At 42.2% G+C, this 13,806-nt stretch carries 13 protein-coding genes; 5 read left to right on the top strand and 8 right to left on the bottom strand.

From position 1 onward, the window contains the following. Positions 1 to 69: 69 nt before the first annotated feature. Positions 70 to 339 (bottom strand): hypothetical protein, encoded by a 270-nt coding sequence (locus tag WKK05_RS34730; protein ID WP_341527501.1) that lies wholly within the window; start codon positions 337 to 339, stop codon positions 70 to 72. A gap of 24 nt (positions 340 to 363) precedes the next feature. Next, positions 364 to 1,260 (bottom strand): acetylglutamate kinase, encoded by an 897-nt coding sequence (gene argB, locus WKK05_RS34725; RefSeq protein WP_341527500.1) that lies wholly within the window; start codon positions 1,258 to 1,260, stop codon positions 364 to 366. A gap of 189 nt (positions 1,261 to 1,449) precedes the next feature. Here argB and WKK05_RS34720 point away from each other — a divergent pair, with 189 nt between their 5' ends. From WKK05_RS34720 to WKK05_RS34710, 3 genes are all read left to right on the top strand, one after another. After that, complete coding sequence (locus WKK05_RS34720; protein ID WP_341527499.1) at positions 1,450 to 1,677, top strand: hypothetical protein; 228 nt, start codon at positions 1,450 to 1,452, stop codon at positions 1,675 to 1,677. Continuing rightward, on the top strand, positions 1,667 to 2,056 hold the full coding sequence (locus WKK05_RS34715) for a type II toxin-antitoxin system VapC family toxin (protein ID WP_341527498.1): 390 nt from the start codon (positions 1,667 to 1,669) through the stop codon (positions 2,054 to 2,056). Before WKK05_RS34720 ends, WKK05_RS34715 begins: the two co-directional genes overlap by 11 nt. A gap of 517 nt (positions 2,057 to 2,573) precedes the next feature. Next, positions 2,574 to 3,983 (top strand): ABC transporter substrate-binding protein, encoded by a 1,410-nt coding sequence (locus tag WKK05_RS34710; protein ID WP_341527497.1) that lies wholly within the window; start codon positions 2,574 to 2,576, stop codon positions 3,981 to 3,983. Here the strand turns inward: WKK05_RS34710 and WKK05_RS34705 are convergent. Both WKK05_RS34705 and WKK05_RS34700 read right to left on the bottom strand, forming a co-directional pair. Continuing rightward, complete coding sequence (locus tag WKK05_RS34705) at positions 3,946 to 4,515, bottom strand: shikimate kinase (protein ID WP_341527496.1); 570 nt, start codon at positions 4,513 to 4,515, stop codon at positions 3,946 to 3,948. The genes WKK05_RS34710 and WKK05_RS34705 overlap by 38 nt on opposite strands. A gap of 62 nt (positions 4,516 to 4,577) precedes the next feature. Then, positions 4,578 to 6,200 (bottom strand): NB-ARC domain-containing protein, encoded by a 1,623-nt coding sequence (locus tag WKK05_RS34700; RefSeq protein ID WP_341527495.1) that lies wholly within the window; start codon positions 6,198 to 6,200, stop codon positions 4,578 to 4,580. 466 nt (positions 6,201 to 6,666) lie between these two features. Here WKK05_RS34700 and WKK05_RS34695 point away from each other — a divergent pair, with 466 nt between their 5' ends. Beyond that, entirely contained in the window at positions 6,667 to 6,879 is a 213-nt protein-coding gene (locus WKK05_RS34695) for a hypothetical protein (RefSeq protein ID WP_341527494.1), read from the top strand. Between the two features lie 92 nt (positions 6,880 to 6,971). On the opposite strand, the gene WKK05_RS34690 is transcribed toward WKK05_RS34695, so the two are convergent. From WKK05_RS34690 to WKK05_RS34680, 3 genes are all read right to left on the bottom strand, one after another. Further along, positions 6,972 to 7,670, bottom strand: coding sequence for a LapA family protein (locus tag WKK05_RS34690; protein ID WP_341527493.1), 699 nt, complete (start codon positions 7,668 to 7,670; stop codon positions 6,972 to 6,974). Positions 7,671 to 7,857: 187 nt separating this feature from the next. Further along, complete coding sequence (locus WKK05_RS34685; protein WP_341527492.1) at positions 7,858 to 8,478, bottom strand: flavin prenyltransferase UbiX; 621 nt, start codon at positions 8,476 to 8,478, stop codon at positions 7,858 to 7,860. A 17-nt stretch (positions 8,479 to 8,495) separates the two neighbouring features. Next, the gene (locus WKK05_RS34680) at positions 8,496 to 10,853 is read right to left on the bottom strand and encodes a ribonuclease R family protein (RefSeq protein WP_341527491.1); all 2,358 of its coding nucleotides are present in this window, start codon (positions 10,851 to 10,853) and stop codon (positions 8,496 to 8,498) included. Between the two features lie 1,113 nt (positions 10,854 to 11,966). Between WKK05_RS34680 and WKK05_RS34675 the strand changes: the two genes are divergently transcribed. After that, a complete protein-coding gene (locus WKK05_RS34675; protein ID WP_341527490.1) occupies positions 11,967 to 12,851 on the top strand; it encodes a hypothetical protein in 885 nt (294 codons plus the stop codon). A gap of 213 nt (positions 12,852 to 13,064) precedes the next feature. On the opposite strand, the gene clpP is transcribed toward WKK05_RS34675, so the two are convergent. After that, a complete protein-coding gene (clpP, locus tag WKK05_RS34670; RefSeq protein WP_341527489.1) occupies positions 13,065 to 13,676 on the bottom strand; it encodes an ATP-dependent Clp endopeptidase proteolytic subunit ClpP in 612 nt (203 codons plus the stop codon). Positions 13,677 to 13,806: the final 130 nt, after the last annotated feature.

The raw sequence follows: 13,806 nt of genomic DNA, 5'->3' as shown, positions 1-13,806 counted from the left end.
AAGACTAGGAATATTTGGCGAAGGGGGGAGGGGAGGAGGGGGAGAGGGGGAGAGGGGGAGAGTTAGAATTTAAAGTTTCAGTTTAAGAACTCCAATATTGACCTTCTGAAGCTCAGCATTGAGCTTTGGAACCTCGACGTTGAGGTTCTGAACCTCGACGTTGACCTTCTGAACTTCAGCGTTGAGCTTTGGAACCCCGACGTTGGCCTTCTGAACCTCGACGTTGACCTTCTGAACCTCGACGTTGACCTTCTGAACCCCGACGTTGACCTTCTGAACCTCAACGTTGAGCTTTGGAAGCTCAAACTCTCCTCTTCGCCGACTTTTCCACTCCCCCACTTACCCGTCGCCTTCCCCTTTCGCTTAATAAGTGAACTGTGAACCGAGAATCATTGTACCGATCCCAACATCAGTAAAGATTTCTAGGAGTAGGGCGTGAGGAATGCGTCCATCAATGATGTGTGCAGCACGCACTCCTTGAGCAAGCGATCGCACACAACAATTGACTTTGGGAATCATCCCGCCACTAACTATGCCATTAGCAATTAAATCGCGGGCTTCGCGAATATCTACTTTTGGAATCAAGGTAGATTGGTCTTTGTAATCTTTTAAAATTCCACTGGTGTCGGTCAGTAAAATTAACTTTTCTGCCCCCAGTGCTGCGGCAATTTCTCCAGCTACAGTATCAGCGTTAATGTTGTAAGCTTGTCCCGTTTCGTCTGCGGCGACGCTGGACACTACCGGAATATAACCATTGCTAGCAAGGGTGTCTAAAATTTTAATATTCACATTGCTGACTTCCCCGACAAAGCCGATGCCTTCTTGACCTTGGGGACGAGCTGTAAATAGATTACCGTCTTTACCGCAAAGTCCTACAGCCAATCCACCAGCTTGGTTAATTAGCGCGACAATTTCTTTGTTAACTCGACCAACTAAAACCATTTCCACCACATCCATTGTGGCGGCATCAGTGACTCGCAGACCATTTTTAAATTGTGGTTCGATGCCCAGCTTATCTAACCAACTGTTAATTTCTGGGCCACCCCCGTGGACTACAATTGGACGCAAACCTACGCAGGATAAGAATACAATGTCGCGGATCACTTTGTCTTTGAGTGCGCTATCTTTCATTGCTGCGCCACCATATTTGACAACAACAGTGCGACCGGCGAATTGCTGAATATAAGGTAGTGCTTCGCTTAGTACACGCACACGAGTGGCTTCATCTTGCCTGATGTATTCAGAATCGTTGACCGTCATGAGGAGCCTAACAGAGAGAGTTAAAACCTATTTCAGCCAGTGTAGAAGACTTTGTAACTCGTCACAATCTCTCAAGCAAAAGTTGAGTATGTTTGTACTGATAAGCCATAGCTGTTTAGTTCGTCTCAGAAATGTGAAAATCTATAAAAGAAGGACTAGCAACCAAAATCGAAAATTATCAGGAGAAATATGGACACACCGATTCTCAATCGGCTAATTGAAGAATTAAAAGTTATGCCTGAAGACTTGCAGTATCGAGTGTTGGAGTTTGCCCGAACTTTAGTAGGTTCGCAAATTCATGGTGTTCCAGGCAGACAATTATTAAATTTTGCAGGTACAATATCGCCAAACGATATTCAGTTGATGCGCGAAGCAATTGAACAAGATTGCGAGCAAGTAGATATAGATGAGTGGTAGATATCTGCTTGATACTAATATTATTATCGCTTTATTTGTAAATGATATCGAAGTAAATAATCAGCTGGTAAATGCAGAAGAAATTTTTATTCCCAGCGTTGCTATTGGTGAATTATTTTACGGTGCAAGAAAATCAGGGCGATCACAAGGAAATTTAGAACGTATTGAGGAGTTCATTGCCAGAAATACGGTCATTGGATGTGATGTAGAAACTGCCCGTAAATATGGTGAAGTTAAGAATAAATTGCGCCTCAAAGGTCGTCCATTACCCGAAAATGATATTTGGATTGCATCTGTTGCAATTCAGTATAATTTAATTCTTATTACGCGAGATGCTCATTTTCAAGAGGTTGAAAACCTACAAACAGTAGCTTGGTGAATACGTCTTGTACACGAGTGGCTTCATCTTGCCTGATGTATTCAGAATCGTTGACCGTCATGAGGAGCCTAACAGAGAGAGTTAAAACCTGTCCAGTCAGTGTAAAAGGCTTTGTAACCTCACAATCTCTCAAGCGAAAGTTTAGTAGTGCGTTGGCTGTTGGTAAGTAATACCAATTCACGAAAATCTTGATACATATAAATTTCTCGTAGGGACACGGCAATACCCGTGTCCCTACCAAAGTATTTGTATCATTCTTAAAGTGAAATGGTATAAGTAGACATCATTAAACTGAAGATACTTTGTGGCTTGAAGTTGGCGCTGTCTTAGCACTTAGCGCCAACTCCGAACTTTAATTTATTTATGCCTACTTATTTTACTTGCCTGCTCTGTAGAAAAATTAACATTGGATCAGGGGATAATGATAAGTTTTTAATTGTATTCTCCATTTCAGCGTCTTCCTGCTTGTAGACGCTAAGCAAGTACTAATTCTGCGGGTGAATTTATTAAATAATCTATGAATTCTAAGAATGAAACGAAGGTTCTTGTCTTATCTCTACTGCTGACCATTGCTTTACTAGGTTCTGGCTTTTGGTTATGGAAGCGATTTTTTGGAAATACTTCAAATCCTCCACTATCAGGCACTAATCCTCAAGCAGCTTCAGGTTCTACATCAGAGCGAATTAGTTTAGGTGAGAGAATTTTAGTCACCGCTGACACAAACCCTGATAAACAAGCAGGAGTACAAGCCTTTGCTAAAGGCGATTTTGCCACTGCTGTCACTAAGTTGAAATCATCCTTGCTCAAATATCGCAACGATCCAGAAGCATTAATTTATCTAAACAATTCCCAAACTGACAAGAGCAAATATTTAAAAATTGCAGTCAGCGTGCCAATTGGCAGCAATCTAGATGTAGCAAAAGAAATTCTGCGGGGTGTGGCTCAGGCTCAAGATGAGGTGAATCGCACTGGTGGGATAAATGGTAAGCTTTTGCAGGTGGCGATCGCCAATGATGACAATGATCCCAGCCTAGCGCAACAAATTGCGACACAGTTTGTCAAAGATCCCAACATTCTGGCTGTAGTGGGACATAACGCGACTAATGCTTCTATTGCTGCCGCTCCAGTGTATCAACAGGGAGGGTTAGTGATGATCTCTCCTACAAGTTTTGCTCAAAACCTCTCTGGAATTGGCAGTTATATATTCCGTACAATTCCCGGTATTAGCTCTGTTGCTGAGAGGCTTTCTAATTACATTCTCAAAACAGCTCGCAAAACTAATATTGCCATTTGTGTTGATTCCAAAGCAATTGATAATCAATCATTCAAAGATGAACTGGTCAAAGATATATTAGCTGCGGGTGGTAAAGTTAATGCTGCCAATTGCGATTTTTATGCCCCGGATTTTAACCCCAGTGCAGTAATTTCTCAACTGATTAGTAGTGGTGCAGATAGTTTAGTATTGGCTGCCCACGTAGATAGAATTAACAAAGCTTTAGAACTAGCAGCAGCAAATAAAGGAAAATTGACGCTGTTTGCCAGTCCCACACTCTATACATTTCAAACGCTACAGGTGGGAAAAGCCGATGTCAATGGTATGGTACTGGCTGTAACTTGGCATCCTAATGCATTTCCTGGCAATACCTTTCCTCAAAATGCTGTGAAACTTTGGGGTGGAGCTGTCAATTGGCGCACGGCAATGGCTTATGATGCGACTATGGCGATCGCCAAAGGTTTGCAGAACAGTACTACCCGCGAAGATTTGCAAAAGACGCTACATAGTTCTAGCTTTTCAGCCAATGGTGCATCAGGAAAAATTGAATTTTTACCATCAGGCGATCGCAACGGTACAGCAATATTAGTTAAGGTGCAACCAAGTAGCAATTCTTCTACTGGCTATGATTTTGTTCCCTTGAGTGATAATTAGGCGATTTGAGTACGCTAGGAATTGCCTCGATAACTTTGTTGGCAATATCTTCTGGTGTTTCTTCTTCTCGAACAATAATGTGTAAATCAGCTTGTGAGTAAAGCGGTGTTCGTTGTTCAAGGAGCGATCGTAACTTACCCTTGGGATCAGCATCTTGCAAGAGTGGTCTTGTGGTATCTTCTGCTAAACGGCTGTAAAGTAGCTCAAGTGGGACATCTACCCACACAATCAAACCGTGGCGTAAACAACCCCAATTTTCTCGCCGCAGTACAATACCCCCGCCAGTTGCTATAGTCAATTTTGTGTAAGCACAAACTTGCGCTAGTACGTCGCTTTCTAACTGGCGAAAACCTGCTTCACCTTCCTGGGCAAATAATTGATTGATCGATTTACCTGCTGCTTTGACAATCACATCATCAGTATCCACAAACCCATAACCCAACTGCTTAGCCAGTAAGCGTCCTACCGTCGTCTTACCAACGCCCATCATCCCAATTAAGTACAGATTGACTCCCTGTAATAAACTGCTCACTAGTCACGTTACTCCAATTACTAAGTGCTGAGTCCTGAGTTTTATTAACTCCTGGCTATACTTTACATCTCTCCATTTAGTCGGCTTTCGTGGATGTAGTTTTTTAATTGTGCTTCAAAAATTTTATTATTTATCAATAAGTGATCTTTTTTATCTTCACTTAATTTAAAATTTTCTTCAATTAAGCGTTCAACTATATACTCTCTCAATACTGGAATTTGGCTAAAGCTAGATACGTGTTTTTCAACCAGAGAGCGTTTGTGTAATAACTCTAAAGCTTCTAAGATTAATCGTTGTGACAATCTCTTCGACCACCCTGGGATAGTCTCTTTTTGTAATTTGTGTAAGGAGACAACATCTTGAGTCAGGGCAATCCAATACATTATCTGTTTTTCTAACAGAGACAAACGATTGAACTGCTGGTCTAAAATTTCTCGAATATCTCCGAACACTCTAATGTTTTGTTCGAGAAAATCATAAATACTCCCAGCAAAGATTTCTTGAATAGTACTAGCAACTAATTTAATAAATAACGGATTACCTCCATACCAGTAATTTAGTAATTTGCATTCTTCATCTTTTAAGTTACCAAACCCTTTAGCTTGAAGAATTAAAATACTTTCTACTTGACTAATACCTGCTAATTTTAGAGAGCGAACAAGTAATTTTTCTCCTTCTCTGGAAGCAATTTCTGATGGTTTTTCTCGACTTGTTAATACTAAACAGCTTTGATGTTGCGAGTCGCCTACTCTCCTAATAAATTCTGTGTAATTTTCATAACCTTGGCGATATCGAATTGGTGAAACATATACAGAAGTATTCTTTATCCCTGAAGTTTCACTTGATACATTGGAATATTCTTGTGCTACATCACCATCGTCACTGCATAGAATCGAATCAACATGATCTAAGATAAGCAGGCAACGATAAGAGCGCAAACAATCAATCAGTTGAGAAATTTTACTGTCAAAAGTTGCTGTGCTTTTTGTCTCTGCTTTAGGAAAAAAAATTTCCAGAATTTGATTTAAGATGATATCTAAAGTTGGAGATAAATGTAGCGATCGCCAAATCACATAATCAAAGTCATCTTTAATTTCTTCTGCTAGCTTTACTGAAAAAGCTGTTTTACCAATTCCACCCATACCCAAGAGTACCACTAACCGACAACGCTCTTGCACAATCCATTCTTTAACTGTTGCTAGTTCTGCTACCCGTCCATAAAATCCACTCACATCAATTGCTTCACCCCAATCTTGGATTTGGGTTGATTTAGTGTGGACTACACCAGGCTCTTGTTCTTGCTTAGTTTTTAGTAAGCTAGTTGCTGGTTGTGTTTGTGACCAACCTTTTTTATACCCAGATTTTTCTAATAAATGAGTCACTCGACTCCAATTTTTTACCTTAACTGAGTATCCTGCCTGGTTACTCAACATTTCTTCTATATATTTATACAATCCATTAGAAAGATAAACTCTAACGGTACTGCTGCTACGACTTTGATAAACTACCTTAGCAATTTCTGCTGGACTACAACCGCAAAGCAGACCTCTTAAAAATTTCTTTTCCACAGGCGTCAAAGCTTTACCCTTAGCGGAAGCTAAGTCTAAATATAACTTTTCCAACTCCCAATTATTTTTTGCTTCTGTAAATTCATCTTCTATCTGATTTGAATCAACTATTGCCATTAGCTTTATTTATGTATTTAAAGTAACTCAGGCAATATATTAACGATTCTTCTATGAAATCAAAATAAATAAACAATGAACTTATAACGAAATTAGTAACTTTCGTTAGGTGACTTAGCGGTAATAGCTTAGGTATCTTTGGCTTAACAGAAAATTAACAAAGCTTGGTTGAAACTTTATCCAAAAAATTTCTGTCTATGTAAACAACCAGAACTTTCTGTCTAGTGAGGTAATTTTAAGTATACATAATACTGTGTTTTGAGTAGCACAGTAGAGGAATTCTAAAAGTTTAGATATAGCAGGGTTTCCATCAATAAGTGCTGCCGACAAAGGTGTAAATAATGACTGAATTTCTCACATCGTCTAAAAAAGCTTTGCCCAATTGAAGGCTTAGACACAAAAACTACTGCATATTTCACCTGACTAAGTTCAAATCAACAAATGTAGTATGAATGAGGTGTCAGCCATGACTCGAATTCGTGACGTTGTACAAAAAGCTATAGCAACTGGCTATTTGACTGTGGAGGCTGAAAATCAACTACGACAGTTATTAACTACCCGATATGACTTGGAAGATTTTAATGCTTTCATGACTTTGCAGGAAGCTGCTATGACTGGTAAAGTCAAGCAGGAGTCCAGAGAGCGGTGTCGGATACAAGCAATTCAAAATTCAAAATGAGAAAACTTTGATCTGGTGAGCATCCTCGCTGCTGACTGTATGCGAATTAGATTTGCAGCAGCTTAGCCCAAAAAAATATCGTACGTAAGTATCTACTTACGGGGGCGTTTATCCTTATCCTCAAAATCGTCATCGTCCAAAAATTCCCAATCATCATCATCATTCTCAACTTGATTTGTAGTTGGGGATTGATAAGGGGGAATGATTACCCGGTAATCAGCATCGTAAACTGATTCAGGTTTGCCCGCAGCAGTATTTTTTGGCTCTCGGTAACTATAGGAGTAAACTGAACCAGATTGAGAACTGCTTTTAGGTTCCGATTGACGTTCGTAAGATTTAGAGTCTTTAAACTGTTGAGTTTGAGGACTAGGGGTAGACGCTTCCTCTGACTTTTCATCAAAATTCCAATCATCATTACTGCTGTTATTCTCCCAATCATCAAATTCGTCACTAGTTGTGTATTCTCTTTTACTAGCTGACGGTGGAGGATTAGCAGAAGGGGGTGTAAACTCTTCTCTAGGAGTGGCTTTACCACGTCTTGAAGTTGTTGATTTGGCGGGGGCTTGGCGTTGCCCTGGCGTAAAATAATTAGATAATTTAAATAAGATCGTGATCGCTATAGATGTGAAAGCACCAGTGGCAATACTAAACAAAATCCAGATTGCTAGCGGTAATGGTTGAGTCCGCATACCCAAAAATACTAGCGATAGTGCAGGTGACCAATTTTGAACTAACAACAGTGTTAGTCCTCCTAGTACCGCCACTAATAGAATTAAGCGAATTACAGCCATAGGGATTGAGAAAAGATAGATCAGGGGGAGTAGGGTAGACAGGGAGCAGAAGGGCAGGGGGAGCAGGGGAGGCAGGGAGCAGAGGGGCAAGGGGCAAGGGGAATAATTTAATAACTCCTAACTCCTAACTTCTAACTCCCAACTCCTAACTCCTAACTTCTAACTCTCAACTCCTAACTCCTATACTCTAGCGACGACCTTGCCACCGCTGAATTGGGATGCAGTCAATATCTAGTTGATCTAAAGCACGAGCAACTACAAAATCAACCAAATCCTCAATAGTTTGAGGATTATGATACCAAGCGGGAATAGCAGGGACAATCCTGGCTCCAACTTCTGCTAGAGAGGTCAAGTTACGTAGGTGAATCAGGCTAAAAGGAGTTTCACGAGGGACGACCACCAGCTTTCGCCCCTCTTTGAGTTGAACATCCGCAGCTCGTTCTAGTAAATCGGAACTTAAACCCGCTGCTAGCTTTGCCACTGTACTCATACTGCATGGAATGATCATCATTCCTAGAGTCCGAAAGGAACCACTGGCGATGTTAGCTCCGACATCACTCCAAGGATGGCATTGCAGTTTACCTGAGAGTGCAACCCCAGCTTGCTCTCGCCAGAATTGTTCTTGTTGAGTGGATTCTGGTGGCATTCGGATATCTTGCTCCGACTGCCAAACCATGTAAGTTGCCTTAGATGCAACCAGTTCAATACTATACTCCGCTTCTAGCAAAAATTTGATAGCGCGAACGGCGTAAATCAGACCAGATGCACCCGATACGCCTAAAATCAGAGGAATAGTGTTATTTGACACGCGCTTATTAATTGATTTTACTCATCCTCACCATAGGGATCTAAGTCGTCAACATCAATGTCGTTTGGTAAATAGAGGTCTGAAACATCTTCGCGGGAACCGTTCTCGCTCAAGCCTTTAGGTACACCGTCGCTGCCAACTGTTACTAGATCAATTTGCTGACGGTAGTAATCGACACTTTTAACTTGGACGCCGACGCGATCGCCTAGTCTATAGGAAGCACGATTTTTGCGGCCAAAGAGTGCTTGTTGTCTGGCGCGATATTCATACCAATCATCTTTGAGAGAACTGACGTGTACCAGTCCTTCAACCCTAAGAGGTACACCAGGATTACCGCTAACCTCAACTTCGGCTGCTGGTACTTCAATTTCTACAAAGAAACCGTAGGATTGAACACCAGTAATCACGCCTTGAAACACTTGACCGATGCGCTGTTTCATCAGTTGCGCTTTTTGCAGTCCTGCTAAATCAGCTTCGGCTTCTTGGACTTCTTTTTCCCTGTCGTTAATCTGGACAATTACCCTAGTTAAATCGCTTTGTAATTCTTGTTGCAATTCTGGGGGTAAAACGTTCCAGTTAATTTCTATGTGGCTGGAGGAATGGCGCAGGTTAACACGGTCTTTCACACGGGTATTGCGGCGATCGCGTCCATGCTCCAGTAGCGAATAATACACTCTTTGCATGAGCAAATCTGGATAACGTCGCAAAGGGGCGGTAAAATGGGTGTATTGCGCTAATGCCAACCCAAAGTGAGATCCTTTGGTGGTGCTGTATGCAGCTGGCTTGAGGGTGTCTTGCAACAAGTAGGTGAGAACTTGCTCAGAAGGAGATTCTGCAAAAGCCCTGGTCAACTGTTGATAATCTAGGGGTTGGATATCAACTTCTGGGTCTAATGCCAGATCAACGCCTAAATTTATCGACAATTTCAGCATTTCCTGGACATCTTCGGAATCGGGTGCGCCTTGAACTCGCCAAATTGCGGGAACACCTAAAGCATTGAAGTGAGTTGCGATCAGTTCATTAACTAGCAGCACTAACTCTGTTAATAGCGATCGCACGAGTGAATCATTTACTACCACAGCCCCCAGAATTCCTTCATCATAGTAGGGGTTTTGGCTGGGTGGCAGATTCAACTGCAAGCTCCCACGCCCTAAACGTGACTGTTTCACAGTTTTTTGCAAGGCTTGCAGGTCTTGTAGTATCTGAATAACCTCTTTGTCAGTTTTCTTTTCAGGTTGACCTGCGAGAATTGCTTGGGCTTGTTCTTTACTCAGTGCGGTATCTACTTTGATGACGCTGGGTTGAAGTTCCCACTGGTCTACTTCTCCTGACTCTGGATCAATCGTAATTAAAAAAGACAGAGTTAAGCGATCGCTTCCAGCTACTAAAGAACTGCGTTCTGCCACAGCATCAGGCAACATTGGCAGCACCAACTCTCCTAGATACACTGACCTTCCCCGCTTGAATGCTTCTCTATCTAGCGGTTCGTCTGGCTGAACATAGTGGGATACATCACTGATATGAAAACCTAAAACCCACAGTCCGGCTGCGTTTCTTTGCAAGCTCAAAGCATTTTCTACTATTTTGGAGTCACCATTGACTCCGACGATAGTTAGGGTAAATAAATTACGTAAATCCAACCGATTTTTCAGGTCGGCTTTGAGCAGCCTTTTGGATAACTTTGCCGCGGCTTCTTGGACGTTATCTGGGAAAGTACGGGAAAGGTCGTGCTTGCACGTTACCAAATCTATGTCAGCAGCAGCTTCAGCATCGCTGCCAAGGATTTGCACCACCCGGCCTAGGGGGGGATATTGTGCTAACGGGTAACGCAGGACTTCTACATGGGCAAGGTGATCGATTGCTTGATCTAATTTTGCACCGTTCGGTTGCAGCTTGAGTTCAAACAAGAGACGATCATCTAAGGGTACAGCCCGAAAACCGCTTTCTACCTGTTTAATCCGTGCCAGGAGAGTGTGATTGGAACGTTCTAGAATCAGCTTCACTTCTCCTTCGGGAGAGCGTCGACGACTGCCTTCTTTGAGAACTCTTACTAAAACGCGATCGCCATTCCAAGCATTACTCAGATGACTCTCACGGATGTAAATATCCTCGGCTCCTTCTACATCCTGAATAGCGAAGCAAAAGCCCTTACTAGAACAACGCAGTTTTGCTTCGATGACTCCCTCTTCTGTGACACGGCGGTACTTGCCCCGTTCTTTCACCAAAATACCAATTTTTTCTAGAACCTCTAAGGCAATGTGAAGTTTTTGTAAACTGTCTTCATCCTCGCAACCAAGTTTCTTTTCCAAAACTTTACGAGCTACCAATTTATCATCGGTGAAATTGGCAAGGAGTGTAGCGATTGAAAATTCCATGCAGTGAACCGACCTTTGGTCAAAACATCATTTTTTGTTTAATCTGGTTCTTTGCTGTATGCCCTCACGGCTTACAGACACTAACTGGAAACGTATTGCCCTGAGGCAAAACCTCCGAAGTACCAAGGCAATGAAGACGACTCACCCTTATGGGTAACGGCTTCCGAAGTTCCGGTAAGCAAAGTTCCTCCAAAGGAGACTTGGAGGCTTCCTCTGCTCGGACTTCTCTTTGCGTCTACGGACTTCTCACTGCACGACGCTCTCAGAGTTCGCCTGCGCTCAAGTCCCTTCACCTAACCAAACTTAGAAAGAACGCCTGTTAAAATTTTGCCCTACCAGATAATTACTCAATGGATTTTTGAGAAGCTGAGTTTGGAGAACTCTCCATGCTGCCCAAAAGCTCTATGCAGGGAAGCCACTGCGGTCTTGGGGTTTCCCCAAGTGGAGCAAGTGGCGTGGAAACCACAGGTGTTTGATTGTCTAGATTGAAGGTAATTTTACGCCATTAGACTCTGATTTTTAACTAGGAGAAACTGCCGATAAACCCAATTTTCCCACATGTAGAATCGGTAACAATTAGGTAAGCAGCTTAATAAGCAGTGAGGGCGAACCTTATCTCCATTATTGTAGATTTAGAGCGCACTTCCAGAAAATAGTTCTGCATATCGAGTTGGGTATTCAGTATAGCATTGCAGGCAAAACCACCCAAGTGGGTCAGCAGTGGCCAAAAATATAACAGCAAAAAGAGCTACTGCTACAATTAGGACACAGGACAAAGCTTTTAGCTTTTTGCTACGTCTTCTTCCGTCTGCTAAGTAGTGAACGGACGTAAAATTAAAATGTCTTAGATATCCACTGGGACTAAACTTAGTCATCTCCCGCCATAATCTCAAAACAAGTTTTACTTGATTTGAGATTTGACTTTGAGAAGATGCTGCAAGGGGTTTAGAAGCAATTGAAAATGTTCGCCTTAGTCTCTTAGAGAAGAAATGCAATCGTAGCAAGCATCTTAGCTATTGATTGGATGTAAATTAAAGCAAGTGCAGCTTATCGCTTGGACAAACAGGTAACATCGACCCCGTTATTAAACAGATTTAGATTGGTGGCAGTATTATGTTGGCTCAATTCCAGAGCTTGTATCCCAACGGTAGTCTTATTTCTGAATTAGTGCAAATTTTTCAAGGAAAATACATTGTCAGGGCAAGCGTGCAAGTTGAAGGTGTAACCCGCGCAACAGGTTTGGCAGCCGCAGAAACTGTAGAAGCAGCAGAAGACCAAGCCAGAACTAGAGCATTGCTAGTTTTAGGAATCGCGAATGCGCCACAAGAATCGGTAGCATTGTCTTCAACTCCCATCTCAAAGACGCAAATCAACCCTACTTCAAGCACAAATTCCTCTGGACAGGATAAGGATTTTCTTAGTAGTCAGTGGTCAGTGGTCAGTGGCAAAGAAATATCTCCGCCACCTTTAAATGAACGAAACATTAAACCTGAGCCGATAACAACCGATTATGTAAACACGCCAGCAGTTTCCCAAAAGCTAGAACTGACAACTGACAAGGGTAACGTCAACACAAGCGATACTTACAGTCAAGACTTAGGTCAAGAGTTTCGTGTTGCTAACCAAGAAATCCCATTCGATACTCCAGTCGAAAAATTGGAAATAATTTCTGGTAACCAAGCAGAAAACCAACCTTTGTTAGGGATTTCTGCTAGTAATGTCACACCATTTACGCCCCGTAATTATAATCCTCAAGAGGATGCGATCGCCCCGACAAGCACAGGGAGGAAAAAGAAGAAATCTGAACCAGTCGATTTGTCAGATGTAATTGCTAAAACAGATGTCGAACTTCAACGCTTAGGTTGGACACCCGAACAGGGACGAGAACATCTGATAAAAACCTACGGTAAGCGAGGGCGCACCTTATTGACTGAAGACGAATTACACGGATTTCTCCAATACTTGCAATCTCAGCCAGACCCAATAGCGGGATTTTGATTAGTTATTTGTCTCTATGCACTTAACTTCTAGTGTTTGATGGTGGTGGATTAGGTTTTACCTAACCCACGCCACTACAAAAAAACCTAAAGCACTAAAGCATTTCAGTTGCCCATCTTAGACATAACCCCTCCTCACAAGTAAGTGAAGAGGGGTTATTTGCGAGATTTAAGGAATTAAAGGTAGTAAATCACCATTTGCTAATCGTGACTCTTAACCGACAACAGCAACTGCTGGACGGCTACCAGCAGCATGGCGGTCAATTACTTGGTCAATTAAGCCATATTCTTTGGCTTCATCCGGCGACATAAAGAAATCACGTTCAGTATCTTCAGCAATGCGCTCAATTGGTTGACCAGTGTGGTCGGCCAAATAGTCGTTTAGCCGCCGCTTGTGGTAAAGAATTTCCCGCGCCTGAATTTCAATATCAGTCGCTTGTCCTTGAGCGCCACCTAAAGGTTGATGAATCATAATCCGAGAATGGGGTAAACTCATTCGCTTGCCTTTAGCACCTGCGCTGAGCAGAAAAGCGCCCATACTCGCTGCTAGTCCGGTACAAATGGTACAGACATCAGGGCGAATATGCTTCATAGTGTCAAAAATACCCATGCCAGCTGTCACCGAACCACCGGGAGAATTAATGTACATATAAATGTCTTTCTCCGAGTCTTCGGCATCCAAATACAGCAATTGGGCAACAATCAAGTTAGCGAGGTTGTTATCAACTTGTTGTCCCAAAAAGATGATACGCTCACGCAACAGTCGTGAATAGATATCAAAGGCGCGTTCACCTCGACCCGATTGTTCAATTACGATAGGAATCATGCGCGTGTTTGTAGCTACTTTATATACATTCTAGCGATCGCAGCACTAATCTGGGGTTTATCTCTCCTGTTCTCAGACCAATGCAAATAATTATCGCTAAACAAAAGCGCAAAAGGTAGTTTTGCTAAAT

This window comes from Nostoc sp. UHCC 0302 (genome assembly GCF_038096175.1).
Classification (GTDB): Bacteria; Cyanobacteriota; Cyanobacteriia; order Cyanobacteriales; family Nostocaceae; genus UHCC-0302.
The sequence above is the reverse complement of the archived record's forward strand: the minus strand, read 5'-3'. Positions and strand labels throughout refer to the sequence as shown.

Bases quoted from the DNA above. Each gene is read 5' to 3' on its own strand.
- argB (WP_341527500.1), bottom strand. From the start codon at position 1,260: ATGACGGTCAACGATTCTGAATACATCAGGCAAGATGAAGCCACTCGT.
- WKK05_RS34720 (WP_341527499.1), top strand. From the start codon at position 1,450: ATGGACACACCGATTCTCAATCGGCTAATTGAAGAATTAAAAGTTATG.
- WKK05_RS34715 (WP_341527498.1), top strand. From the start codon at position 1,667: ATGAGTGGTAGATATCTGCTTGATACTAATATTATTATCGCTTTATTT.
- WKK05_RS34710 (WP_341527497.1), top strand. From the start codon at position 2,574: ATGAATTCTAAGAATGAAACGAAGGTTCTTGTCTTATCTCTACTGCTG.
- WKK05_RS34700 (WP_341527495.1), bottom strand. From the start codon at position 6,200: ATGGCAATAGTTGATTCAAATCAGATAGAAGATGAATTTACAGAAGCA.
- WKK05_RS34695 (WP_341527494.1), top strand. From the start codon at position 6,667: ATGACTCGAATTCGTGACGTTGTACAAAAAGCTATAGCAACTGGCTAT.
- WKK05_RS34690 (WP_341527493.1), bottom strand. From the start codon at position 7,670: ATGGCTGTAATTCGCTTAATTCTATTAGTGGCGGTACTAGGAGGACTA.
- WKK05_RS34680 (WP_341527491.1), bottom strand. From the start codon at position 10,853: ATGGAATTTTCAATCGCTACACTCCTTGCCAATTTCACCGATGATAAA.
- WKK05_RS34675 (WP_341527490.1), top strand. From the start codon at position 11,967: ATGTTGGCTCAATTCCAGAGCTTGTATCCCAACGGTAGTCTTATTTCT.
- clpP (WP_341527489.1), bottom strand. From the start codon at position 13,676: ATGATTCCTATCGTAATTGAACAATCGGGTCGAGGTGAACGCGCCTTT.